This window comes from Enterobacter sp. Ap-867 (genome assembly GCF_011752855.1).
Taxonomy (GTDB): domain Bacteria; phylum Pseudomonadota; class Gammaproteobacteria; order Enterobacterales; family Enterobacteriaceae; genus Cedecea.
This window is the reverse complement of sequence record NZ_VWWS01000005.1, coordinates 333,966-357,073: the sequence shown is the minus strand read 5'-3', so window position 1 is coordinate 357,073 and position 23,108 is coordinate 333,966. Positions and strand designations below refer to the sequence as shown.

Here is a 23,108-nt window from a genome sequence, read left to right as displayed (position 1 = left end):
ATGACTGACAATCCTAATAAAAAAACAATTTGGGATAAGGTTCACCTCGACCCGACCTTCCTGGTGACCATCCTCGCGCTGCTGGTGTTCAGCGCCCTGGTGGTATGGAGCGCCAGCGGCCAGGATATGGGCATGATGGAGCGTAAAATCGGCCAGATCCTGATGGGGCTGGTGATTATGGTCGTCATGGCGCAAATTCCGCCTCGCGTCTACGAAGGCTGGGCGCCCTATCTCTATATCTTCTGTATTATTCTGCTGGTGGCGGTTGATGCCTTCGGGGCCATTTCAAAAGGGGCCCAGCGCTGGCTCGATCTGGGCTTCGTGCGTTTCCAGCCTTCGGAAATCGCCAAGATTGCCGTTCCGCTAATGGTTGCCCGCTTTATTAACCGCGACGTTTGCCCGCCCACGCTGAAAAACACCGGCATTGCGCTCGTCCTGATCTTCATGCCGACCCTGCTGGTCGCCGCCCAGCCGGACCTGGGTACCTCCATTCTGGTCGCCGCATCGGGCCTGTTTGTGCTGTTCCTTTCCGGCATGAGCTGGCGACTTATTCTGGTTGCCGTTCTGCTGGTAGCCGCCTTCGTGCCGATCCTGTGGTTCTTCCTGATGCATGACTACCAGCGCGCGCGCGTGATGATGCTGTTAGATCCAGAAAGCGATCCGCTCGGCGCGGGCTATCATATAATTCAGTCCAAAATCGCCATCGGCTCCGGGGGCCTGCGCGGCAAGGGCTGGCTGCACGGCACGCAGTCGCAGCTAGAGTTCTTGCCCGAACGTCATACGGACTTTATCTTCGCGGTGCTTGCGGAAGAGCTAGGCTTAGTCGGCATTCTGGTGCTGCTGGCGCTCTATCTGCTGCTGATCATGCGCGGCCTGTTTATTGCCGCTCGGGCACAGACCACCTTTGGCCGCGTAATGGCCGGCGGGCTGATGCTGATCCTGTTCGTCTATGTATTTGTAAATATTGGCATGGTTAGTGGTATCTTACCGGTGGTCGGCGTACCGCTACCGCTAGTCAGCTACGGGGGGTCGGCGCTAATCGTGCTGATGGCCGGGTTTGGTATCGTCATGTCGATACATACTCACAGAAAAATGTTATCAAAAAGCGTGTAACTGGATGAGGTGCGCAATGGGTAAGCAAAAACGGTGGGCTGGCGTCTGCATCGCAGCAGCGTTACTGGCAGCATGTTCGTCAAATGATGAGAGTCAGCAGCCGGTTAATCAGGCGCCACAGCCGGCCGTGTGCAACGGTCCAGTCGTGGAAATCAGCGGCGCCGAGCCACGTTACGAGCCGCTGAATCCGTCAGTTAACCAGGATTACCAGAACAACGGCAAAAGCTACAAAATTGTTCAGAATCCGGCAAACTTCAGCCAGGCAGGCTTCGCGGCTATCTACGACGCCGAACCAGGCAGCAACCTGACCGCCTCTGGCGAAGCGTTCGATCCTAATGCGCTGACCGCAGCACACCCAACGCTGCCTATTCCAAGCTATGCGCGAATCACTAACCTCGCGAATGGCCGCATGATTGTGGTTCGCATCAACGATCGCGGCCCTTACGGCAACGATCGGGTGATCTCGCTGTCTCGCGCGGCAGCAGACAGGCTGAACACCTCAAACAATACTAAAGTCCGTATCGACCCTATTATCGTTGCACAGGATGGCACCATGTCCGGTCCAGGTACGGCCTGTACGACTATCGCCAAACAGACCTATGCGCTGCCGGCCCGTCCGGATCTTAGCGGCGGCATGGGAAGCGCCTCCTCCCCTTCTCAGCCAGCGGCACCACAGGGCGATGTGCGCGCCATCAGCAACTCGACGCTGCAAAGCGCAGATACCACCGGCGCACCTGTTCAGAGCAGCGGTTTTCTCGGTGCTCCTACGCCACTTGCGGCAGGCGTGATAGAAACACCTGATGCTCCGGCCACGGCTGCAGCAGCCTCCGCGACGCAGCAACCTGTCGCAGCAACAGCGGCACCAGCCGTGGCGCCTACTCCGCCAGTAGCCCCACAGCCAGCGCCGATCGTTGAGCAGCCAGCGCCTGCCGTTTCTGCGCCAGTCACCGCACCTGGTTCAACTCAAGGTCACGTTCAGCGCAGTGTAGCTACAGCAAGCGTACCCGCCAGCAGCGGCCGTTACGTTGTTCAGGTCGGTGCCGTGAGCGACGGCGCACGCGCCAGCCAGTGGCAGCAAAAGTTAAGCCAGCAGTTTGGCGTGCCGGGCGCAGTGTCTCATAACGGCACCGTGTATCGCGTTCAGCTTGGCCCGTTCAGCAGCCGTACTGAAGCCACCGCCCTGCAGCAGCGCCTGATGTCGGAAGCGCAACAGCAGTCATTTGTGACCAACGCTCCCGCTATGTAAAGCTATGACTGGCCTGTTTCTTGCCCGTAAATTTGTGTAAAGACCATTAACAAACTCACGCGCAAAGTCAGATGCCAGTCAAAAATGCTTTTGCTATAGTAAGGCACTTTTTTTTAATTCCATCACGGACGTCGTAGTTCCATCATGAATACAGCTCCTTCTGCACGTTTTGTTAAGCGCCTGGCGCTCACCTCGGCTTTCGCTCTTGCGACTATGGCCTCTGCTCAAGCTGACGACCTCAACATTAAAACTATGATCCCGGGCGTCCCGCAGATTGATGCAGAAGCGTATATCCTGATTGACTACAACTCAGGCAAAGTGCTGGCCGAATCAAATGCTGACGCACGCCGCGACCCGGCCAGCCTCACCAAGATGATGACCAGCTATGTCATTGGCCAGGCGATGAAAGCCGGTAAATTCGACGACAATGCGATGGTCACCATCGGCAAAGATGCCTGGGCCACCGGTAACCCGGTGTTTAAAGGCTCCTCGCTGATGTTCCTGCAGCCGGGTATGCAGGTACCGGTCAACAAACTGGTTCGCGGTATTAACCTGCAGTCAGGTAACGACGCCTGTGTGGCGATGGCCGACTTCGTCGCCGGCAGCCAGGATGCTTTCGTAAGCCTGATGAACGGCTACGTTTCTGCCCTGGGCCTGAAAAACACCCACTTCCAGACCGTGCACGGCCTGGACGCTGAAGGTCAGTACAGCTCCGCGCGTGATATGGCGCTGATCGGCCAGGCGCTGATCCGCGATGTGCCGAACGAATACGCTATCTACAAAGAAAAAGAGTTCACCTTCAACAACATTCGTCAGACCAACCGTAACGGTCTGCTGTGGGATACCAGCCTCAACGTTGACGGCATTAAAACCGGCCACACCGATGCCGCAGGCTATAACCTCGTGGCTTCCGCTACCGAAGGCCAGATGCGCCTGATCTCCGCGGTTCTTGGCGGGCACACTTACAAAGGCCGTGAAACAGAAAGCAAAAAGCTGCTGACCTGGGGCTTCCGCTTCTTTGAAACGGTTTCTCCGCTGAAAGCCGGTAAAGAGTTTGCTTCTGAGCCAGCCTGGTTTGGCGATAACGACCGTGTTTCTCTCGGCGTGGATAAAGACGTTTACCTGACCATTCCTCGCGGCCGCATGAAAGATCTGAAAGCCAGCTACGTGCTGACCACGACTGAACTGCATGCCCCGCTGCAGAAAAACCAGGTTGTGGGCACCATCAACTTCCAGTTGGACGGTAAAACCATCGAGCAGCGTCCGTTAGTTGTGCTGCAGGAGATGCCGGAAGGGAATTTCTTCAGCCGAATCATTGATTACATCAAGCTGATGTTCCACCACTGGTTCGGTTAATTATTGAACACTTGAAAGTGTCGAACCTGACCCCATATACTTAGCATCAAAGCAACTCCCGCCCGCCGGCGGGAGTTATTATTTTTATTGCCGTAACGCTGGAGCTACCATGAAAACCAAACTGAACGAACTGCTCGAATTCCCCACCTCTTTTACTTACAAAGTAATGGGCCTGGCGAAACCGGAGCTGGTTGATCTGGTCGTTGAGGTGGTGCAGCGCCACGCCCCTGGTGACTACACGCCGCAGGTTAAACCGAGCAGCAAAGGGAACTACCACTCAGTTTCTATTACCATCAATGCCACCCACATTGAGCAGGTTGAAACCCTGTATGAAGAATTAGGCAACATCGAAATCGTTCGTATGGTGCTGTAATCTGATAACCCGGCTCAGGCCGGGTTTTAGCTGTGATATACTTCCCGCCACCCTTTTCTCCCGGAGACGTTGTTTTGTCTCAAGACACTATCCTGATCCGCACCCTTGGCCTGCAGCCTTATGAACCTGTCTCGCAGGCAATGCATGACTTTACCGACACCCGTGATGAGACGACGGCCGACGAGATCTGGCTGGTTGAGCATCCTCAGGTTTTCACCCAGGGCCAGGCCGGTAAAGCCGAGCACGTCCTGATGCCGGGCGATATTCCCGTTGTGCAAAGCGATCGCGGCGGCCAGGTGACCTTTCACGGCCCTGGCCAGCAGGTTATGTATTTCCTGCTGAACTTAAAACGACGCAAGCTGGGCGTACGGGAACTGGTCACCATGCTGGAACAGACCGTGGTGAACACGCTGGCAGAATATGATATTGAGGCTTACCCCCGCGCCGACGCGCCGGGCGTGTATGTCGACGGACGCAAAATTTGCTCTCTGGGGCTTCGTATTCGGAGGGGATGTTCCTTCCACGGTCTGGCGTTAAACATCAACATGGATTTATCCCCTTTTCTGCGGATTAACCCCTGCGGCTACGCCGGGCTGGAGATGACCCAGGTCAGCCATTTTGCAGAAGGCATCACCGTAGCGGATATCCAGCCCCGGCTGGTAGAAAACTTTATCTCCCTGCTAAACCATCCGCCATACGAATACCGCGAAGTGGAGTAAACGTCAGGCCTGCCTCCCGCAGGCCTGATATTGTCTTTTTATCACTTTTTCGCCCATCGGTTATAATCACTAATTGGATAATTCAGCAACGTCATTATTTAAATAATATGACAGCTGGGAATAGCTTCTGAGGCTTAATTTTTCTCATTCGTGCTTGGGTTGGCAAAATAACTATGCTAATTCCCCCAAACGGTCTATTTGTATCTATAAATATAATATTCTTTATTTTTTAGCGGAGACCTGACATGGGGCAAAACCCACTGTCTGAGAAAAAAATCGTGGATCGCGATGGTGAAAACAACTATCCCGTATTCAAGACATTACGCAACATAGATTTAAACTTGCTGACCATTTTTGAAGCTGTCTACATTCATAAAGGCATCGTCAATGCAGCCAGAGTGCTAAATCTCACGCCCTCGGCTATCAGCCAGTCTATCCAAAAGTTGCGCTATATTTTTCCCGATCCTTTATTCATTCGCAAAGGCCAGGGCGTCACGCCGACGGCGTATGCGGCACACCTGCACGAATATATCAGCCAGGGCCTGGAATCCATTCTCGGCGCGTTGGATTTCAACAACAGCAATGACCAGCAGCGCACCATCACCATTGCCACACAGCCGTCTATTGGGGCTTTAGTTATCCCTAAAGTCTATTCGGCGATCCGCAAGGTCAATCCAAATCTGCTTATTCGCAATGTGCCCATTAACGATGGTGAGTCCCAGCTCAGCCAGTTTCAAACCGATTTGATTATTGACACCAGTCGCCACTATGCACGCACCATCACCAGCGTGCCGCTGTATCAGGAAAGTATCGCCGTGGTCTGCCGGGAAGGTCATCCCTGTCTTGAACAGCGGCTCACTCGCGAAGATCTGCAAAATATGGAGCACACCTTCCTGATCATGCAGGATGATTTGCTGCGCGACCTACGCCAGGAGATCAGCGAGCGGCTGCCCAACAGGCAGATAGCGTTTAGCAGCTACAACTATGTCACCCTGTCTTCATTACTTGGCAGCAGCGATTTGCTGGGCTTCATGCCCTGGCGGCTGTACGAAATGTTCAAAGAGACCTGGAACCTGCGAGCCGTTGACTGCGATCTGTTTGCTGATAAAACAATGGAAACCAGCATGCATTTTAACAAGCTAAGCATCCGGGACACGGTTCTGCAGGAGATAATCAAAGCCATTCACACCGAGTTCGCTTGATCCTCAGTGGTTTTCACCTCTTGCCGGACGTTTCAGAGGTGAACACCATGCCCGTTAACCTCGTATTTAGCACAAAACAACAACCCATTTACAATTCTTTCTCCATTTCACGTTGGGGTATACTGATTCTCCCTGGCCGTGATGATATACTTCCGGCCATTAATTCAAAAATAGTTGATAGATCCTAACTTAGCTTGAATTAGCCTGACTTCATTATCCGCAACTGGAACACGCACCCTATGAGCAAACCCATTGTGATGGAACGCGGCGTTAAATACCGCGACGCCGATAAAATGGCTCTGATCCCGGTTAAAAACGTGGCGACAGAGCGCCAGGAGCTGTTGAGAAAACCAGAATGGATGAAAATCAAACTCCCGTCTGACTCAACCCGTATCCAGGGCATTAAAGCGGCGATGCGCAAAAATGGTCTGCACTCCGTTTGCGAAGAAGCTTCCTGCCCTAACCTCGCTGAATGTTTTAACCACGGCACCGCGACCTTCATGATTCTGGGCGCAATTTGTACCCGCCGCTGCCCATTCTGCGACGTCGCACACGGTCGCCCTGTTGCGCCAGATGCTAACGAGCCCGAAAAACTGGCACAGACCATCGCCGATATGGGTCTGCGTTACGTCGTAATTACCTCCGTTGACCGGGACGATCTTCGCGACGGCGGTGCCCAGCACTTTGCTGACTGCATCCGCGCTATTCGCGAAAAGAACCCGACCATCAAAATCGAGACGCTGGTGCCTGACTTCCGTGGGCGTATGGACCGTGCGCTGGATATTCTGACCGCAACGCCGCCGGACGTGTTCAACCACAACCTGGAAAACGTACCGCGCGTCTACCGCAACGTCCGCCCAGGTGCTGACTACAACTGGTCTCTGAAGCTGCTTGAGCGCTTTAAAGAAGCTCATCCGAATATTCCAACCAAGTCCGGCCTGATGGTGGGCCTGGGTGAAACGAACGAAGAGATCATCGAAGTGATGCGCGACCTGCGTCGTCACGGCGTAACCATGCTGACGCTGGGCCAGTATCTCCAGCCAAGTCGTCACCACTTGCCGGTACAGCGTTACGTTAGCCCGGATGAGTTTGAAGAGATGAAAGCCGAAGCGCTGGCCATGGGCTTCACCCACGCCGCCTGTGGCCCGTTTGTTCGCTCCTCTTACCATGCGGACCTGCAGGCAAAAGGGATGGAAGTGAAGTAATGCTGGTTACATCTTGTTACTTATAAACTGACATTCATAAAAAAACCGGCCATTCTGAGCCGGTTTTTTTATTTTGCCGTCGTCGTTCAGTCTTTATGAACGATGCGTTGCTCTGCAGCGGCTTCAGCTTCGGTATCGGGCTTTTTGCCATTGTCGTCTTCAGCCATCGCTTTCTTAAAGCCTTTGATGGCAGAACCGAGATCGCCGCCCAGCGTGCGCAGCTTCTTGGTACCAAACAGCAATACGATCAGCGCGCCGACAACCAGCAGCTTAGTAATACTAATCTCTCCCATACCTACCTTCTTTTGTGATGCGTGCCGTGGCAACGGCGAATAAAAGACCTGATTGCATTAACGGACATTTGTCCGCGCGACACAATAGCAATCTGTAACAAGGTGAATCAAGATTTGATTAAAAAAGCATCATAACATTTGCGGTGGCGCAAACCGGCGGTTACGCAGCACCGGCAGCATTTGCCTTACGTCCAGCACTCGCTCTGCTGTCATCTCGGCAAAAATCAGCGCAGGCACCTCGGCTGCTGCCGCGACGGTCACGCCCAGCGAGTCAATGATTCGGCTCTGGCCGATATTTTTATTGCCGCACTCCCCGGAAGCAACCATGTAGCAGGTTGAATCCAGCGCGCGAGCGGCGAGCAGTGTCGCCCAGTGAGCCTCTTTATGCGGCCCTTTTAGCCACGCTGCAGGCAAAACCAGCACTTCTGCTCCGCTAAGCGCCAGGCTCAACGCCATGTCAGGAAAACGAAGATCGTAGCAGGTCATCAGCCCGACGTTCATGCCGGCAACCTTAATCAAGGGGGCCAGGCTTGCTCCGGCATCCACCTGCTTAGATTCCTGCACGCTGAAAGCGTCATACAGATGAACCTTCTGGTAGCTCGCCACAATCTCACCGCCACGAATGGCCAGCAGAGTGTTTGCCGCCCGTCCATCACGGGTAGGGACATGCAGCGTTAGCACCGTTGTCATCTCGTTCTTCCGGCTTTCAGCCCGCAGCTGTTGTACATAGCCGTCATCCAGCTTCTGGGCGGACTTGACTGACATATCCGGGTCAGTATCACTCCGGGCTAGCACCGCTTCGGGTAAGACTAACAAATCGGCCTCTTTGGCCGCCGCTTGCGCCATAAGACTGACGCAGGTCGTCGCATTTTCCTGCCAGACTGGCCCCACCACAAACTGCCCGACCGCCACCTTCATATTCGCCTCGCCGTTCAAAGGATTAATTACAGCACATTGGGTATAAATCTCCCGACCTGAACGCTACACTTTTCCCATTGTTGATGTTTAATAAGGATTAACCGTGATTCAGATGCTATTCGCCGTCTTTATCGGCGGCGGGATGGGCAGCGTAGCACGCTGGTTTCTTAGTATGAAGTTCAATCCCCTGCATATGGGGATCCCCATCGGGACGCTAATCGCTAACCTGACCGGGGCGTTTATCATCGGCCTTGGGCTGGCGCTGTTCAGCCGCTTCAGCAACGTCGATCCGATGTGGAAGTTGCTGATAACCACCGGTTTCTGCGGCGGCCTGACCACGTTTTCGACGTTTTCTGCGGAAGTGGTTTTGCTGCTGCAGGATGGGCGATTGATGTGGGCCAGCATGAACGTCCTGCTCAACCTGGCCGGCTCGTTTATCATGACCGCGCTCGCATTTTGGCTGGTTTCTCTCTTCGTGACCCAATAAGCCCTGAAGCGTTAATGTTAGCTTAATTTTTCTCTGCCACTATCCCAGCCATATCTTTGGGGGAGCGGGCAATGAAAAAGCAAATAACCGGCTGGGCGAGCGTGCTGATAAGCGTCGTTATCGTTGGGCTGTTTTTGAAAACCTATCTGTTTGCCTAAAATCACAGGCAAAAAAAAACCCGCCTTGGCGGGTTTTTATATTCTACTGGTAATGACTTAGATAGGCATTACGTTTGCAGCAGAAGGGCCTTTGGCACCGTTAGTGATTTCAAACTCAACGCGCTGGCCTTCAGCCAGGGTTTTGAAACCATTGCTCTGGATTGCAGAGAAGTGTACGAACACGTCTTTGCTGCCATCTTCCGGAGTAATGAAGCCGAAGCCTTTGGATTCATTAAACCACTTAACGTTACCTTTAATCTTAGACATCAAAATTACCTTTACATGAAAAAACGACACAAATGCTGTGTCGGGCATCAGTACAACAATTGTGGTGGCTTTTGTCCAGTCCAGAATTGCTAAAAAGTGATAAAAGTCGCTAACTTTTTACTAGCTTGCACATTACACCTTGTTTTTTAAGGGGTATAAAAACCCTCAGTTTTCACCGGCTTCAGGCCGACAAAATCAGAACTGGAAACGCATCCACGCGAAGTAGACGTTACCGTTGTTATAGGTGCCTGGAATGTAGGTCATCTGGAAGGTTGCCGGGCCGTAGCCAATAGACGCCAGCGGCAGCACTACCGGAATTGGGATGTATTTCCAGTTGTCGCGAGCAGTAACCCCGACGGTGTACCCCAACCCTAAATGGAAATTATCATCGCTCAGCGGGCGCCAGGTTTTCTCCCAACCATAGCCGCCGATTGGCTCCCACTTATTGAAGGAGTCCTTGAACGCCATCAAATAGATGCCGTTCCAGTTACCATTTTCATCCCAGCGGGACTGGCCAAAACCTGCACCCCACGGCCGCTCGTTGTAGCGATCCGTTTTTTCTTTGTCATAGGCAAAGCGGGCGTGCCAGGTAATCGCCGGCACGTAAAGATCGTAGTGTTCTGGCTCACTCCAGGTTTCAGACACCTGGCCCGAGAAAGTTTCCCATGCATTGCTGAAAAAGCCGCCTTCCGCAGCAGCAGAAGCGCTCAACCCAAGCGTGCAAACAAAAATCAAAATTGAGAACAGTTTATTTGCGTAAGTCACGTCTTTATTACCATATTAAAATTCGACAGGTACCTTACTGAATTATATCTCAATGAAGGCTAAATCAGCACATGACTTGTAAAGAAAATTGTCCACTGCCTGTTGTCAATACGCTGAATTCCCAAACAGATGCCAGACAACGTTGAATAAAATTGCAAGCCAGAGCGCATAACTATATCCGCTCCGGCGAACAACACTTATTTCCGTTTTTTAATCAGCATATATACCGCAGGGATAACCAGCATCGACAGCAATGGCGCCGTCACCATCCCCCCAATCATCGGGGCGGCAATACGTCGCATCACTTCCGATCCGGTCCCGTTGCCCCACATAATCGGCAGTAAACCTGCCATAATAGTGGCCACCGTCATCACCTTTGGCCTGACGCGCAGGACAGCCCCCTCGTGAATGGCGCGCCGCAGCATACCGTCATCCTGTACCTCATCGGCTTTTTGATGCTTAGTCAGTGCCTGGTTTAAATAAAGTACCATGATCACGCCAAATTCAGCGGCAACTCCCGCCAGGGCAATAAAGCCTACGGCTCCGGCCACCGACAGGTTATATCCCAACAGGTAAAGCAGCCACACGCCGCCAATTAGCGAGAACGGTAAAGTCCCCATAATTAATAGCGCATCCTTCACTCGCGAGAAGGTGACATATAACAGTACAAATATGATTAACAAGGTAAAAGGCAGAACAACTTTTAATTTCGCCGTCGCACGTTCCAGGTATTCAAACTGCCCTGACCATGAAAGAGAAACGCCTTCAGGCAATTTCACCTGCTCGGCCACCGCACGCTGCATATCCTCCACGGCGGACTTCAAATCACGGCCACGCAGATCGACATAGATCCAGTTTGAAAGACGCGCATTTTCGCTTTTCAGCATCGGCGGCCCTTCTGTAATCGCAATATTTGCCAGCTCAGAAAGCGCCACCTGGCTGCCGTTGGAGGTAATAACCGGTAAATCACGCAGTTTCTGCAGGTTATCGCGCAGTTCACGCGGGTAGCGCACATTTATTGGGAAACGCTCACGCCCTTCGATAGTTTCACCCATGTTTTCCCCCCCGATAACCGTGGCAACCAGCGACTGCAGTTCTTTAACCGAAACGCCATAGCGCGCCGCTTTACGCCTGTCGATGTCAATGTCCACATAGCGCCCGCCGCCCAGGCGCTCAGCCAGCGCGGACGTCACACCCGGCACCTGCTTGACCACATGTTCAATCTGCTCGGCAACCGACTCAATGGCGGCAATATTATTGCCGTTCACCTTTATCCCAACCGGACTTTTAATCCCGGTGGCCAGCATGTCCAGTCGGTTACGAATAGGCGGCACCCACACGTTGGCAATGCCCGGCACCTTCACCACGCTGTCCAGCTCATTCACCAGCTTGTCCATCGTCATTCCCGGCCGCCACTGGTCGCGTGGCTTAAAGCGAATGGTGGTTTCAATCATTGTTAGCGGCGCAGGGTCGGTGGCCGTTTCGGCGCGTCCCGCTTTGCCAAAAACGGTTTCAACTTCCGGCACCGTTTTGATCAGGCGATCGGTCTGCTGCAGCAATCGTCCTGCCTCACGCGCCGAAATACCTGGCAACGTGGAAGGCATATACAGTAAATCCCCCTCATCCAGCGGCGGCATAAATTCGCTGCCCAGTTTGCTCAGCGGCCAAAGCGTGGCGACCAGCAACACACCGGCTACCGCAAGCGTGGTTTTCGGCCTGTCGAGCACCTTTTCCAGTACAGGCTCGTAGGCCGCAATCAGCCAGCGGTTAATCGGGTTGGCCTTTTCATCGGGGATCTTGCCGCGAATAAACCAGCCCATCAGCACCGGCACCAGCGTAATTCCCAGCCCCGCGGCCACCGCCATAGAATAAGTCTTGGTGAAGGCCAGCGGCGAAAACATCCTTCCCTCCTGCGCTTCAAGAGAGAACACCGGGATAAACGACAGGGTAATAATCAGCAGGCTGCAAAATAATGCCGGCCCCACTTCTACCGCCGCCTGCTGGGAAATTTGCCAGTAATCTTCGCTGCGCGGCTGCTCTCCCGGATGATCGTGCCGCCACTGCTCAAGCACTTTGTGCATGTTTTCAATCATCACTATCGCCGCGTCGACCATCGCGCCAATGGCAATTGCTATCCCGCCCAGCGACATGATATTGGCGTTCACGCCCTGGTAATGCATGACGATAAACGCCCCTAAAATCCCCAGCGGCAAAGTAATAATAGCCACCAGCGCAGAGCGGAAGTGGAACAGGAACAGCGAACAAATAATGGCGACCACGATAAACTCTTCCAGCAGCTTGTGGGAGAGCGTTTCAATCGCGCTTTCAATCAGGTGCGAGCGGTCGTACACCGGCACAATTTCAACGCCGGCGGGCAAACTCTTCTGCAGCTGAGCCAGCTTTGCTTTTACCGCGTTAATCGTTTCAAGGGCGTTTTTGCCGTAGCGCATCACGATAATGCCACCCGCGACTTCGCCTTCACCGTTAAACTCCGCCACGCCCCGACGAATTTCAGGCCCAAGCCTCACGGAAGCGACATCGGAAAGCAGCACCGGCACGCCGTCCCGGCTGGTGATAACCACCTGCTTGAAGTCATCCAGATTTTTGAGATAGCCAGAGGTCCGCACCATATACTCGGCTTCGCCCATCTCGATCACCGAACCACCGCCTTCCTGGTTGGCGCTTTTCACCGCGTTAATGATCTGCTCATGGGTAATATTCAGCGCCTTCATGCGCTCCGGATCGAGCACAATCTGGTACTGACGCACCATGCCGCCGACGCTTGCCACCTCAGAGACGTTGGGCACGGTTTTCAACTCAAACTTCAGCGTCCAGTCCTGAAGAGCTCGCAGATCCGCCAGGCTGTGCTTGCCGGTTCTGTCCACCAACGCATATTCGTATACCCAGCCAACCCCGGTAGCATCTGGCCCCAGCGAGGCTTTAGCCTCCGGCGGCAGCTGAGACTGCACCTGGCTCAGGTATTCAAGTACCCTGGAACGGGCCCAGTAAGGATCGGTCCCATCATCGAACAGAATGTAGACATAAGAATCGCCAAACATGGAGAAGCCACGCACCGTTTTGGCTCCCGGAACGGACAGCATGGTGGTGGTCAGCGGATAGGTGACCTGATCCTCCACGATTTGTGGCGCTTTGCCCGGGTAGCTGACCCGCACAATCACCTGCACGTCGGAGAGATCCGGCAGCGCATCCAGCGGCGCTCTCTGCAGCGACCAAAGCCCCCACGCCGCCATAATGATGGCGGCCAGCACCACCAGCAGACGATTTTTAAGCGACCAGCGAATAACGGCGGCAATCATTTGTGCGCCCCCGCCATCGGCATCAGGTGAGTAATAACGACCCCTTTTTCATCGTCCATTGTAAAGCTGAACATGACTGCATCACCCGGTTTCAGGCTGGTCGGCGATGTCAGCGCGAAAGGCATCACCATAGCGCCCCAGTTCAGCGCGGGGATAGGATGATGGGCAATAGTAATAGCGTCCGCGCTCACCGCTTTGACCACGCCTTCGCCGTCGTAGGTCTTTGCTGTAGGCGGCGCTTTTGGCTGAGCGTCTGTTTCAGGCAACGCGCTGCGCAGGCTCGCCTCTGAGTCGATAAGGAACTGGCCGGAAGTGACCACTTTCTCGCCCTCATTCAGCCCGGAACGAATCTCCACCCAGCCCTTGTCGCTGATGCCCGGCACCACGTTCACCGGGCGGAAATGGCCGCCGTCTTCGGCAACCAGCACCCGGCTTTGGCTTCCGGTTTCAATCAGCGACTCCTCCGGCACGGCCAGAACCGCGGCGCGGGGCTGCTGATTTGCCAGATGCACACTGAGGTACATGCCGGGCTTGAGCTTCATTTGCGGATTATCCAGCACAATGCGCGCCTTCAGCGTGCGGGTGGTGGTTTCGAGGTTCGGCAGCAGTTCGCTTACTCGCCCGTGGAATACCTCTCCAGGCCAGCTGTCGGCGGTCGCCACAATCTCGCTTCCCGGCTGCAATGCCTGAGCCTGGGACTGCGGGTAATCCACCACAATCCAGACGGAATCAAGGCTTGCCACTTCGAACAGCGGGGCATTCGCGGTCACCTGTTGCCCTTCCCGCGCCTCCAGTTTATTTACATACCCGGCAAGCTTTGCGCGAACGGTAACGCGGGTTTGCGGCTTGCCGCTGCGCTCAACCTGGCGAATCACTTCCGTGGGCATAAACTGCAGCTGCAGCCGCTCTCTGGCCGCCGCGGTTAAAGCGCTGTCTCCCAGCTTGCGCACCGCCAGAAACTCCTGCTGTGCGGCGGTCCATTCCGGGAACCACAGCTGCGCCAACGGTTCCCCGGCTTTCACGTACTGCTGAGGGGCTTTGACATACAGCGTTTCCACAATACCGTTAGCGCTGGCCGGGATGATTTGTACGCTGCGTTCGTCCAGCGTTACGGTGGCAAAAGCGGCGAACGGCACGCTCAGAGCCTTGCGCTCAACGGCGGCAGTCTTAATGCCCAGGTTTTGCTGCTGGCGGTTGCTGACCGTCACGCCGCCATCGTTGGCCACTTCATCGGCATAGCGCGGGACCAGCGCCATATCCATAAACGGCGATTTCCCCGGCTTGTCGAACCGCTGACCGGGCACCATAGGATCGTACCAATAAAGCACTTTGCGGCCGCTTTCCTGCTGGGGCTGAGCTTCGGCATGTTGGTGAAAGGTTGGCTGCTTCCCGGCGTAATATCCCGCGGCCAGCGCGGCAACAACCGCCCCTGCCAACAGGGAAAAAGTGAGTGATTTTTTCATTGGTTAACATCCTGAGGCGTAAGGTAGCGGATCGCCGCCCAGTTGGTGGCCACGGCTTTTTCCGCACTGCTGGCGGTCAGCTCGGTGTCCAGAAGATCCCGGCGAGCGGCCAGCAGCTCAGTCAGAGAGGATTGTCCGGCGCGGTACTGCGACGCCAGCAGAGACAGGCGCTGGCGCTGAAGCGGTAAAGCCTGATCCTGCTGCCGCTGCCAGACGCTTTGCGCAGCCTGGTAATTAGCCACCAGCGAGTGAACCAGCGCAACACGCTCCCGACGAGCCAGTGCCAGTTGATCGTTCGCTTCCATCGCACGGGAAACGTCGGCGGAGTAATCTTTATCCTGCCGCTGAGGCTTAAACAGAGGCAGATCGACGGTGAACATCACGCCCGCCATATCGTCATAACCTTCAGCGCGGCGTCCGTAATACACCTCAATCCCAACATCAGGTTTAGCGGCTACGGCGGACTGGGCTGATTTCGCACGAGCAACGTCGGCTTCACGGGCGGCTTCAATCACCTCCGGATGCTGCATCACGCCTTCTTCAAGCACTGCCGGATCGGCCGGTAACCGCTGGTAGCGGGGCAATGTCCCCACCACGCTATCGACCGTCTGCCCGGTCAGCTGCAGAAGCCGGGTCTGCGCCAGGGTGACATCCCGCTCGGCAAGCGTGACTTTGTCCTGCATGGAGAGCAGCGTCATACGGATATCTACCACGCCGGAAGCGGGCGAGCTGCCGCTGGCCACGGTGGCTTTCTGGACGCCAATCTGCCGCTCGGTTTCGCTCACCAGCTTACGGGCAGCCGTCAGCACTCGCTCAGATAAAGCAAGATCCAGCCACGCCTGCGCGGTATCGCGCTGAAGATTGGCGCGAATCACCTCCGCTTTGGCCTGGCTACTGGCCGACTGCGCCAGAATAGTGTCCGCTTTACGGTCGCGTTTATCTTCGCTGACGTAGTCCTGCATGATGCCGATACGCTGCATGGTCATGCCGTCACGGCTAAAGCGATGGTTATTACTTCCCCCCACCGGCACGTTTTCGATACCAAACTTCAGCTTTGGATCGGGCAATTGCCGGGCAGAGTCAGCCATGGCGTTCAGCGCATCGCTCTGATTACGGTTGGCGGACAGCGCCGCAGAATAGTGCTCGGCGGCCAGCAGAGTCTGTTGCAGGCTGAGCTCCGCCGCCTGAGCGGCGGAGACAGACGTAGCCAACAGCACTCCACCAAGCCAGAGGCTCAGGGTGTGTTGTTTCATAGCAACCTCGGTTAGTTAAGCGGGGTTGCGGAAGCCAGCTGATACCCGGCCGCATGCTGGGTGAAAGAGAAGGCAATCTTCTCCCCCACCTTAAACGCCGGCAGCGAACCGTCTTTCGGCAAAGTGAACGTCATCGTCATGGCTGGCCAGCCAAGCTCGGCGACGGGATGATGGGCAATAGACACGCTATCGGCGGTGATGGTCTTCACCACGCCTTCGGTTTTGTAGACCTTGATCGCCGAAGTCGCATCAGAAGACATCGTCATGCCAGGCATGTCAGACATCCCCTTCATAGAGGACATATCGTGGGAAGTTTCAGCGGAAAAAGCAGGGAAAGCGGCAACAACAAGCAGCGCACCGGCCGCAGCAGAACGAATAGCGTTAAACATGATTTATCTCCAAAACACAGTCAAAAAGGGAATGGGCAAAGCCCCAAAACATTGACGGTGCTGGAGTTATTCTCTAAAGCGGCAAAAACGAATGGTTGCCGGAGGTCCTGTTGCGGGAGGGGTAACATAAGGGGCGGATTCAACGACCGTTGAACACTGAGGCTCAACCAGCGCAAGGGTATCTGCAACCGGTAACGCCACCAGCGAGCTGTGCCCGTTGTCTTTTTGCATTACGTCAGGCACGCAGTGTTTTTCACACAGCGGGTTACTGAGTTTCGCCTGCATCGCCTTGTCAGGCATCTGCATGGTGTCGGCATGCGGGGCTGCCATGGGGCCAGCGGTCATATCAACCGGGCAATCGTAGGACGCTATCGCCACCTGACTGTTGACAAAAAACCAGCCCAACGCCAACAGCAGCATCAAAAGATGCTTCCTGATAAAGCGCCAGCGGCTTGTCGACCAGAGGGAGGTGTGCAGCATAAAAACCCCGACATAAAAGAGATCGGCAGTATAGGCGGCAGCCTGTCGCGTTTTAAAGTTTTTTTTAACTGGTTTACGAAAAAGCCATTCGTTAACAATCAGGCAAAACAATCATTGTTTTTACATAACCGATCGCCGGTTATACCGCCAAAACTCGCACAATTTTTATGCCTTATTTTTTATCGACCACGTCGATAAATGTAATGCAGCCAACAAAAGCTTTGCCTAAAGTTGATCCGTTGCAACGAAAGTTGATGCTTATCAGAAACTCCAAACGGGTTCTGAGGCAAATTCTTAGCCCTTTACAGTCGCCTGTAAAAAATCACTATTTTAATTTCTGAGAGAAAACCACTTACAGCCGCAAGCGTAAGGACGCCGAAGAGCGCCTTAGCGTATCAGGGGATATCATGCTTACCATTCTGGAACTTATTATCGGGGTCGTGGTGATTGTGGGCGTTGCCCGCTACATCATCAAAGGCTATTCCGCCACCGGCGTGCTGTTCGTCGGCGGGTTATTGTTACTTATCGTCAGCGCGTTGATGGGGCATAAAGTGTTGCCCGCCAGCGCGGAAAGCACCGGCTACACCGCCACGGACATCTTTGAATACGTCAAAATCCTGCTGATGAGCCGCGGCGGCGATCTTGGCATGATGATCATGATGCTCTGCGGGTTTGCCGCCTACATGACCCATATCGGCGCCAACGATGTGGTGGTCAAACTGGCCTCTAAGCCGCTGAAATTCATCAACTCGCCTTACTTACTGATGATTGCCGCCTACTTCGTCGCCTGCCTGATGTCGCTGGCGGTCTCTTCCGCAACCGGGCTTGGGGTGCTGTTAATGGCTACGCTGTTCCCGGTCATGGTCAATGTTGGTATCAGCCGCGGAGCTGCCGCAGCCATTTGCGCTTCCCCGGCGGCGATTATTCTGGCTCCAACGTCCGGAGACGTGGTGCTGGCCGCTCAGGCTTCTGAAATGTCGCTGGTCGACTTTGCCTTTAAAACGACCATTCCTATCTCCATCGCTGCCATCATCAGCATGGCCATCGCGCATTTCTTCTGGCAGCGCTATCTCGACAAGAAAGAGCACATCAACCACGAAATGCTGGACGTGAGTGAAATTCAGACTTCCGCGCCCGCTTTCTACGCCATCCTGCCGTTTACGCCGATTGTCGGGGTACTCATTTTCGACGGCAAATGGGGCCCGCAGCTGCATATCATTACTATCCTGGTGATATGTATTCTGATTGCCGCGCTGATTGAGTTTTTCCGCAGCTTCAATACGCAGCACGTCTTCTCCGGGATGGAAGTTTGCTATCGCGGCATGGCGGACGCCTTTGCCAACGTGGTGATGCTGCTGGTTGCCGCCGGCGTTTTTGCCCAGGGCTTAAGCACCATCGGCTTTATTCAAAGCCTGATCTCTATTGCCACCTCGTTTGGTTCCGCAAGCATTATTCTGATGCTGGTGCTGGTGGTGCTGACCATGCTGGCGGCCATGACCACCGGCTCCGGTAACGCACCGTTCTATGCCTTCGTCGAAATGATCCCGAAACTGGCTCACTCTTCCGGGATTAACCCGGCATACCTGACCATTCCGATGCTGCAGGCTTCCAACCTGGGCCGCACCATTTCTCCAGTTTCCGGCGTGGTAGTGGCCGTTGCCGGGATGGCAAAAATCTCACCTTTCGAGGTGGTGAAGCGTACCTCTGTGCCGGTCGCCGTCGGTCTTATTGTGGTGATTATCGCCACGGAGATTCTGGTTCCTGCTGCAGCGATCGTTCACTAACCCGCAGCCATCATTGTTTCAAGCGCCTGCATCAGGCGCTTTTTTTATGCCTATAATAAGCCCGCCTCCAGGACAGATAAGAGAATAATGATGAATTTCACACCGCGACATTTACTGCTTTGCACGCCGCTTTTACTTAGTCCACTTGCGTTTGCCGACGCCCTGCAGCCCAGCCAGTACGGGGATTTTGATCGCTACGTGCTGGCGCTCTCCTGGCAAACCGGCTTCTGTCAGAGCATGCACGACCGCAATCGCAACGAACCCGCGGAGTGTAAAGCCCAGCAGGAACAGGCGGATAAAAGTGCCTTCCTGACCGTTCACGGCCTCTGGCCCGGTCTGCCAAAATCTGTCGCGTCACGCGGCGTCGATGAAAAACGCTGGATGCGCTACGGCTGCGCCACTCGCCCGGTGCCGAATATGGCCGAAGCCAGGGCTTCAAACAAATGCGCCGCGCCGGATACCGGGCTTTCCGTTGAAATGGCCTCAAAGCTGGCCGGCGTGATGCCCGGCGCCGGGGGCCAATCCTGCCTGGAGCGCTACGAATACGCCAAGCACGGCGTTTGCTTTGGCTTTAACCCCGACGATTACTTCGGCACGATGGTGCGCCTGAATGGAGAAGTGAAACACAGCGCTTTTGGCCAGTTCCTGGCTCAGCACTACGGCCAGGTGGTGACGCGTAAGGCGTTTAACCAAGCCGTGAAGCAAACCTGGGGCAGCGATGCGGTGAATGCCATCAAGCTAACCTGTGACGGTAATCCCGCCTACCTCACGGAAATGCAGATCTCCCTGCTGGCAGACAAGATTAACCAACCGCTGCAAACTGCCTCCTTTGCCCCGCAAAAACACCCCGGCAACTGCGGGAAGAGCTTCCGCCTGGACGCAGTTGGCTACTGACAGAATAAATACTGAAGTCAAAAATTAATCGCATCACTATTTGTTCCGGTTTTTTGGTTATAGCCTTCAGGTAACGAACCTGGAGGTGACCATGAACAGAACAAAACGGTACTTACTGCAGCTAAGGGCGCAGTTCGAGCGTGAAGGCAGCCAGCAAAAACTGCTGGGGTTTATCTGGCTCTCGCCGCAGCAGCGCTATGAAATTCTCAAAGAGCTCTTGTTGCCGATAGCGGAACACCCTGCTCGTTAAAAGCCGCCGGGCCCCGTGCTACACGGTGGCCCCCGCAGTATTTCGCTCCCTGATGGTGTAAGTCAGGCGCGTGTCAGACTTTTCCCAGCCAAACAATTCCCCCGCTCACCTTTCGCACTGATTATTTTGATTGTTTGAACTTCGTCCCAGAATGTTAACAAACATTACAGAGTTCATTTACAGGCAACCGGATGTTACCGATATCATGTTACCGGTATCAGCATCACCCAATAACACGCTTTTGGTGCATTCATCTGAGAATTTGCCACTGGGGAAATAAAATGACCGAAATAACAACAAGTTTAGGCGCAGGAAGCCTGCTGGGTATTGCCGCCTGTTCCGTCGTGCTCCTGCTCGTATTGATCATGCGCTTTCGCGTACATGCCTTCCTGGCGCTGACCCTGGTCAGCGTCATTGTGGCACTCGTCACAGGCGTGCCGTTCGACAAAATTGTACCCACGATCCTGGGTGGCTTTGGCAGCACCCTGGCAGGCGTCGCTTTATTAGTTGGACTCGGCGCCATGATTGGCCGCCTGTTGGAAATTTCCGGCGGCGCAAAGGTGCTGGCGGACACCCTGGTTGGGACCTTTGGCGCTCACCGGGCACCTTTTGCCCTTGGCGTCGCGTCACTGCTTTTTGGCTTCCCGATCTTCTTTGACGCGGGTCTGGTGGTGATGCTGCCGATCATCTTCAGCGTCGCCAAGCAATTCGGCGGCTCAACGCTGAAATATGCGCTCCCGGCGGCCGGTGCTTTTGCGGTGATGCACGCGCTTTTGCCGCCGCATCCAGGCCCGGTGGCCGCCAGCGAACTGCTGGGGGCGAACATCGGCCTGCTGGTTGTGGTAGGGCTGATTATCGCCATCCCGACCTGGTATCTCGGGGCCTATCTCTTCGGGCTGTATGCCGGGAAGAAATTCGATATTCCTCTGCCGAGTTCTTTCCTCGGTAAAGTCGAAGTGGATCAGAATCACCAGCCGCCGTCATTCGGCATGGTCATGACAATTTTACTGATGCCGCTGGTGCTGATCTTCCTCGATACCGGCCTCAACACCGCCACTGTGCTCGGCTGGGTCAGCGCCGACAATACGCTGGTGAACTTCTTGCGCATGCTGGGCAAAACGCCTATTGCGCTGCTGATTACCGTCTTTTTTGCCCTGATGGTCTTCAGCGGCAAACATAGCCGCCAGCATCTTGAAAAGGTATGTGACGGCGCACTCGGCCCGATTTGCGGCATTATCCTGGTGACCGGAGCGGGCGGTATGTTCGGCGGCGTGCTACGCGCAAGCGGCATTGGTGACGCGCTGGCTGGCGTCCTCTCAGACACCGGCATGCCGGTTATCGTTGCCGCCTTTGTTATCTCGACTGCGCTTCGCGTTGCTCAAGGGTCAGCCACCGTTGCCCTGACCACTACCGCCGCGCTGGTCTCACCGATGGTCGAAGCCACCACGGGCCTGAGCCAGTTTGACCTGTGCTTTATCGTTATCGCGATTGCCGGGGGCGCTACCGTACTGTCTCACGTGAATGACTCCGGCTTTTGGCTGGTGGGGCGTTTCCTGGAAATGGATGAGAAAACGACGCTGAAAACCTGGACCGTGATGGAAACGCTGATCGGCACCATCGCCTTCCTGCTGGCGGCGCTGGGGAGCGTGATTCTGTAAGGGAATCGGGGGAAGTCAAAATGTGACTGATCTCGCTTTCAACTCCGGGCTAAGCTCAGTATCATCGTTCCTACGTGAACAACCCTCGCCGGTTTCGGTGGGGGTTTTTCTTTGTACGATTTCAGCACATGAGTGCCCTGCTTTTTTACACGGAGAGAACTATGTCCAGACCTGCCATCATCATTAACGAACTAGACGCCGAACGCCTTGACCGCCTGCTGGAACAGCCGCAGTACGCCAAAGCCCCGGTTGCAGAGGCGCTCAACGCCGAACTGGATCGCGCGGAGATGTGCAGCCCGGAGAAGATGCCGTCGGATGTGGTGTCCATGAACAGCCGCGTAGAGTTTCGCGATTTAAGCACTCAGGAAGTCCACGTACGCACGCTGGTTTACCCGGCGAACCTGACCGACAGCGATAACCAGCTTTCTGTTATGGCTCCAGTCGGTGCCGCGCTGCTCGGCCTGCGGGTTGGCGATAGTATCAACTGGACGTTGCCAAACGGCAGTCAGACTCACCTTGAAGTGCTCGCTTTGCACTACCAGCCTGAATCTGCCGGTGAATTTCACCGCTAATTCAATTCGCGGCGGCGGCCTCTCTTTCGGGAGAGACGGCTTCTTACCCTCACCCTAACCCTCTCCCTCCGGGAGAGGGCCGGGGTGAGGGGTCTGACCTCACAGAACCGCCTCCTCGGTCAAAATACGCTTCGCCCCCAGGTAATGATCCTGCCAGTAATTGTCTGCCAGTTGGCTGATGCGGATATTCAGCCCGGTTCTGGGCGCCTCGATAAACTGCCCTTCTCCCAAATAAACCCCGACGTGATCGGCGCGATCCTGGCTTTTGATACTGAAAAACACCAGATCGCCACGCTGAAGCTGGCGCTGACTTATTCGCTTTAATCGCCGATCCTGAAACATACCGTTGGCGGTACGCGGCAGCTTTTGGCTAAGCAGCTTGTTATAGGCGTAATAGATTAGCCCGCTGCAGTCGAAGCCCTGCTCGGGCGTCTGTCCACCCCAGACATAGGGTTTGCCCAACTGTTGCTTGAGCCGCGCTATCACTTTGTGGAGAGTGGCTTCCACACGCGGGCTTACCATCTCAGCCATAAGCGCTTCGGTCGCCAACGGCCACAGACCTTCTGAGCCCCCCATCAGCCCAGGACGCCAGCGAGTGTGCATGGCGAGCTGCTCACGGTTCAGGGCACGAGCGACCAGTTTTTCAGCAGCCTGACGCTTTTTCTGTTCGGGCGTAGGCGGGACAACTGCAAGGCGATTTTTGGCACGGGTAAGCAGCCTTGCACGATTTTTCATCCGTTCACGGGCTTCTTTACTCTGCGGCTGCGCGATCTGTGTGCGCTTCACGCTTGCTTTAGACTTTTTCGCGGGTGAAGCCCAGGCCTGGGACGAAAACAGGACGAATAGCAGCAGAAAAAAAAATCCCGCCCTACGCCGGGAGAGTTCGGACGCAGGCGAAAAAGTGGAGACAATTGAGGTGGAAATAGACATAAGCAACACAAATACC

Annotated in this window: 23 protein-coding genes; 13 read left to right on the top strand and 10 right to left on the bottom strand. The window is 54.9% G+C overall.

What is annotated here, in order from left to right; translation table 11 throughout:
- The 7 genes from mrdB to lipA all read left to right on the top strand — a co-directional run bounded on the left by mrdB (position 1) and on the right by lipA (position 7,214).
- Positions 1–1,113, top strand: coding sequence for a peptidoglycan glycosyltransferase MrdB (mrdB, locus tag F3J26_RS14520; RefSeq protein WP_008456051.1), 1,113 nt, complete (start codon positions 1–3; stop codon positions 1,111–1,113).
- A 16-nt stretch (positions 1,114–1,129) separates the two neighbouring features.
- A complete protein-coding gene (gene rlpA, locus F3J26_RS14515) occupies positions 1,130–2,359 on the top strand; it encodes an endolytic peptidoglycan transglycosylase RlpA (RefSeq protein ID WP_166994528.1) in 1,230 nt (409 codons plus the stop codon).
- Between the two features lie 144 nt (positions 2,360–2,503).
- Positions 2,504–3,715 (top strand): D-alanyl-D-alanine carboxypeptidase DacA, encoded by a 1,212-nt coding sequence (gene dacA, locus F3J26_RS14510; RefSeq protein ID WP_008456045.1) that lies wholly within the window; start codon positions 2,504–2,506, stop codon positions 3,713–3,715.
- Between the two features lie 109 nt (positions 3,716–3,824).
- Positions 3,825–4,088, top strand: coding sequence for a DUF493 family protein YbeD (ybeD, locus tag F3J26_RS14505; RefSeq protein WP_008456041.1), 264 nt, complete (start codon positions 3,825–3,827; stop codon positions 4,086–4,088).
- A 74-nt stretch (positions 4,089–4,162) separates the two neighbouring features.
- Positions 4,163–4,807, top strand: a complete 645-nt coding sequence (gene lipB / locus F3J26_RS14500) for a lipoyl(octanoyl) transferase LipB (RefSeq protein WP_008456039.1) — start codon at positions 4,163–4,165, stop codon at positions 4,805–4,807.
- A 245-nt stretch (positions 4,808–5,052) separates the two neighbouring features.
- Positions 5,053–6,009, top strand: a complete 957-nt coding sequence (locus F3J26_RS14495; RefSeq protein ID WP_008456036.1) for a YbeF family transcriptional regulator — start codon at positions 5,053–5,055, stop codon at positions 6,007–6,009.
- A 239-nt stretch (positions 6,010–6,248) separates the two neighbouring features.
- The gene (gene lipA / locus F3J26_RS14490) at positions 6,249–7,214 is read left to right on the top strand and encodes a lipoyl synthase (protein WP_008456035.1); all 966 of its coding nucleotides are present in this window, start codon (positions 6,249–6,251) and stop codon (positions 7,212–7,214) included.
- A gap of 86 nt (positions 7,215–7,300) precedes the next feature.
- Here lipA and tatE read toward each other — a convergent pair whose 3' ends face one another.
- Both tatE and F3J26_RS14480 read right to left on the bottom strand, forming a co-directional pair.
- Complete coding sequence (gene tatE, locus F3J26_RS14485) at positions 7,301–7,507, bottom strand: twin-arginine translocase subunit TatE (RefSeq protein WP_008456034.1); 207 nt, start codon at positions 7,505–7,507, stop codon at positions 7,301–7,303.
- A gap of 129 nt (positions 7,508–7,636) precedes the next feature.
- On the bottom strand, positions 7,637–8,425 hold the full coding sequence (locus tag F3J26_RS14480; protein ID WP_166994527.1) for a deaminated glutathione amidase: 789 nt from the start codon (positions 8,423–8,425) through the stop codon (positions 7,637–7,639).
- Positions 8,426–8,528: 103 nt separating this feature from the next.
- On the opposite strand from F3J26_RS14480, the gene crcB reads away from it, so the two are divergent.
- A complete protein-coding gene (crcB, locus tag F3J26_RS14475) occupies positions 8,529–8,912 on the top strand; it encodes a fluoride efflux transporter CrcB (protein WP_166875870.1) in 384 nt (127 codons plus the stop codon).
- 215 nt (positions 8,913–9,127) lie between these two features.
- Here crcB and cspE read toward each other — a convergent pair whose 3' ends face one another.
- The 7 genes from cspE to F3J26_RS14440 all read right to left on the bottom strand — a co-directional run bounded on the left by cspE (position 9,128) and on the right by F3J26_RS14440 (position 17,004).
- Positions 9,128–9,337: a transcription antiterminator/RNA stability regulator CspE gene (cspE, locus tag F3J26_RS14470; protein WP_004100146.1), complete on the bottom strand. Its 210-nt coding sequence runs from the start codon at positions 9,335–9,337 to the stop codon at positions 9,128–9,130.
- A 195-nt stretch (positions 9,338–9,532) separates the two neighbouring features.
- Complete coding sequence (gene pagP, locus F3J26_RS14465; RefSeq protein ID WP_166994526.1) at positions 9,533–10,102, bottom strand: lipid IV(A) palmitoyltransferase PagP; 570 nt, start codon at positions 10,100–10,102, stop codon at positions 9,533–9,535.
- A gap of 197 nt (positions 10,103–10,299) precedes the next feature.
- Positions 10,300–13,419, bottom strand: a complete 3,120-nt coding sequence (locus F3J26_RS14460; protein ID WP_008456020.1) for an efflux RND transporter permease subunit — start codon at positions 13,417–13,419, stop codon at positions 10,300–10,302.
- A complete protein-coding gene (locus F3J26_RS14455; protein WP_166994524.1) occupies positions 13,416–14,882 on the bottom strand; it encodes an efflux RND transporter periplasmic adaptor subunit in 1,467 nt (488 codons plus the stop codon). The genes F3J26_RS14460 and F3J26_RS14455 overlap by 4 nt, the downstream gene beginning before the upstream one ends.
- On the bottom strand, positions 14,879–16,135 hold the full coding sequence (locus F3J26_RS14450; protein WP_008456017.1) for a TolC family protein: 1,257 nt from the start codon (positions 16,133–16,135) through the stop codon (positions 14,879–14,881). The genes F3J26_RS14455 and F3J26_RS14450 overlap by 4 nt, the downstream gene beginning before the upstream one ends.
- 11 nt (positions 16,136–16,146) lie before the next feature.
- On the bottom strand, positions 16,147–16,524 hold the full coding sequence (locus F3J26_RS14445; protein WP_166994523.1) for a copper-binding protein: 378 nt from the start codon (positions 16,522–16,524) through the stop codon (positions 16,147–16,149).
- A gap of 66 nt (positions 16,525–16,590) precedes the next feature.
- Positions 16,591–17,004, bottom strand: a complete 414-nt coding sequence (locus tag F3J26_RS14440; protein WP_336708397.1) for a DUF2946 domain-containing protein — start codon at positions 17,002–17,004, stop codon at positions 16,591–16,593.
- 407 nt (positions 17,005–17,411) lie between these two features.
- Here F3J26_RS14440 and dcuC point away from each other — a divergent pair, with 407 nt between their 5' ends.
- The 5 genes from dcuC (at position 17,412) to rnk (ending at position 22,162) form a co-directional block, all read left to right on the top strand.
- Positions 17,412–18,788 carry an anaerobic C4-dicarboxylate transporter DcuC gene (dcuC, locus tag F3J26_RS14435; RefSeq protein ID WP_008456010.1) on the top strand — a complete coding sequence of 459 codons (1,377 nt, stop codon included), beginning with the start codon at positions 17,412–17,414 and terminating at the stop codon, positions 18,786–18,788.
- Between the two features lie 87 nt (positions 18,789–18,875).
- Positions 18,876–19,682, top strand: a complete 807-nt coding sequence (gene rna / locus F3J26_RS14430; RefSeq protein WP_008456009.1) for a ribonuclease I — start codon at positions 18,876–18,878, stop codon at positions 19,680–19,682.
- 91 nt (positions 19,683–19,773) lie between these two features.
- Complete coding sequence (locus F3J26_RS14425) at positions 19,774–19,932, top strand: hypothetical protein (RefSeq protein ID WP_157141387.1); 159 nt, start codon at positions 19,774–19,776, stop codon at positions 19,930–19,932.
- 281 nt (positions 19,933–20,213) lie between these two features.
- Positions 20,214–21,590: a GntP family permease gene (locus F3J26_RS14420; protein ID WP_008456007.1), complete on the top strand. Its 1,377-nt coding sequence runs from the start codon at positions 20,214–20,216 to the stop codon at positions 21,588–21,590.
- A 161-nt stretch (positions 21,591–21,751) separates the two neighbouring features.
- Complete coding sequence (gene rnk / locus F3J26_RS14415) at positions 21,752–22,162, top strand: nucleoside diphosphate kinase regulator (RefSeq protein ID WP_008456004.1); 411 nt, start codon at positions 21,752–21,754, stop codon at positions 22,160–22,162.
- Between the two features lie 99 nt (positions 22,163–22,261).
- Here rnk and F3J26_RS14410 read toward each other — a convergent pair whose 3' ends face one another.
- Complete coding sequence (locus F3J26_RS14410) at positions 22,262–23,098, bottom strand: NlpC/P60 family protein (RefSeq protein WP_166994522.1); 837 nt, start codon at positions 23,096–23,098, stop codon at positions 22,262–22,264.
- Between the last annotated feature and the right edge of the window lie 10 nt (positions 23,099–23,108).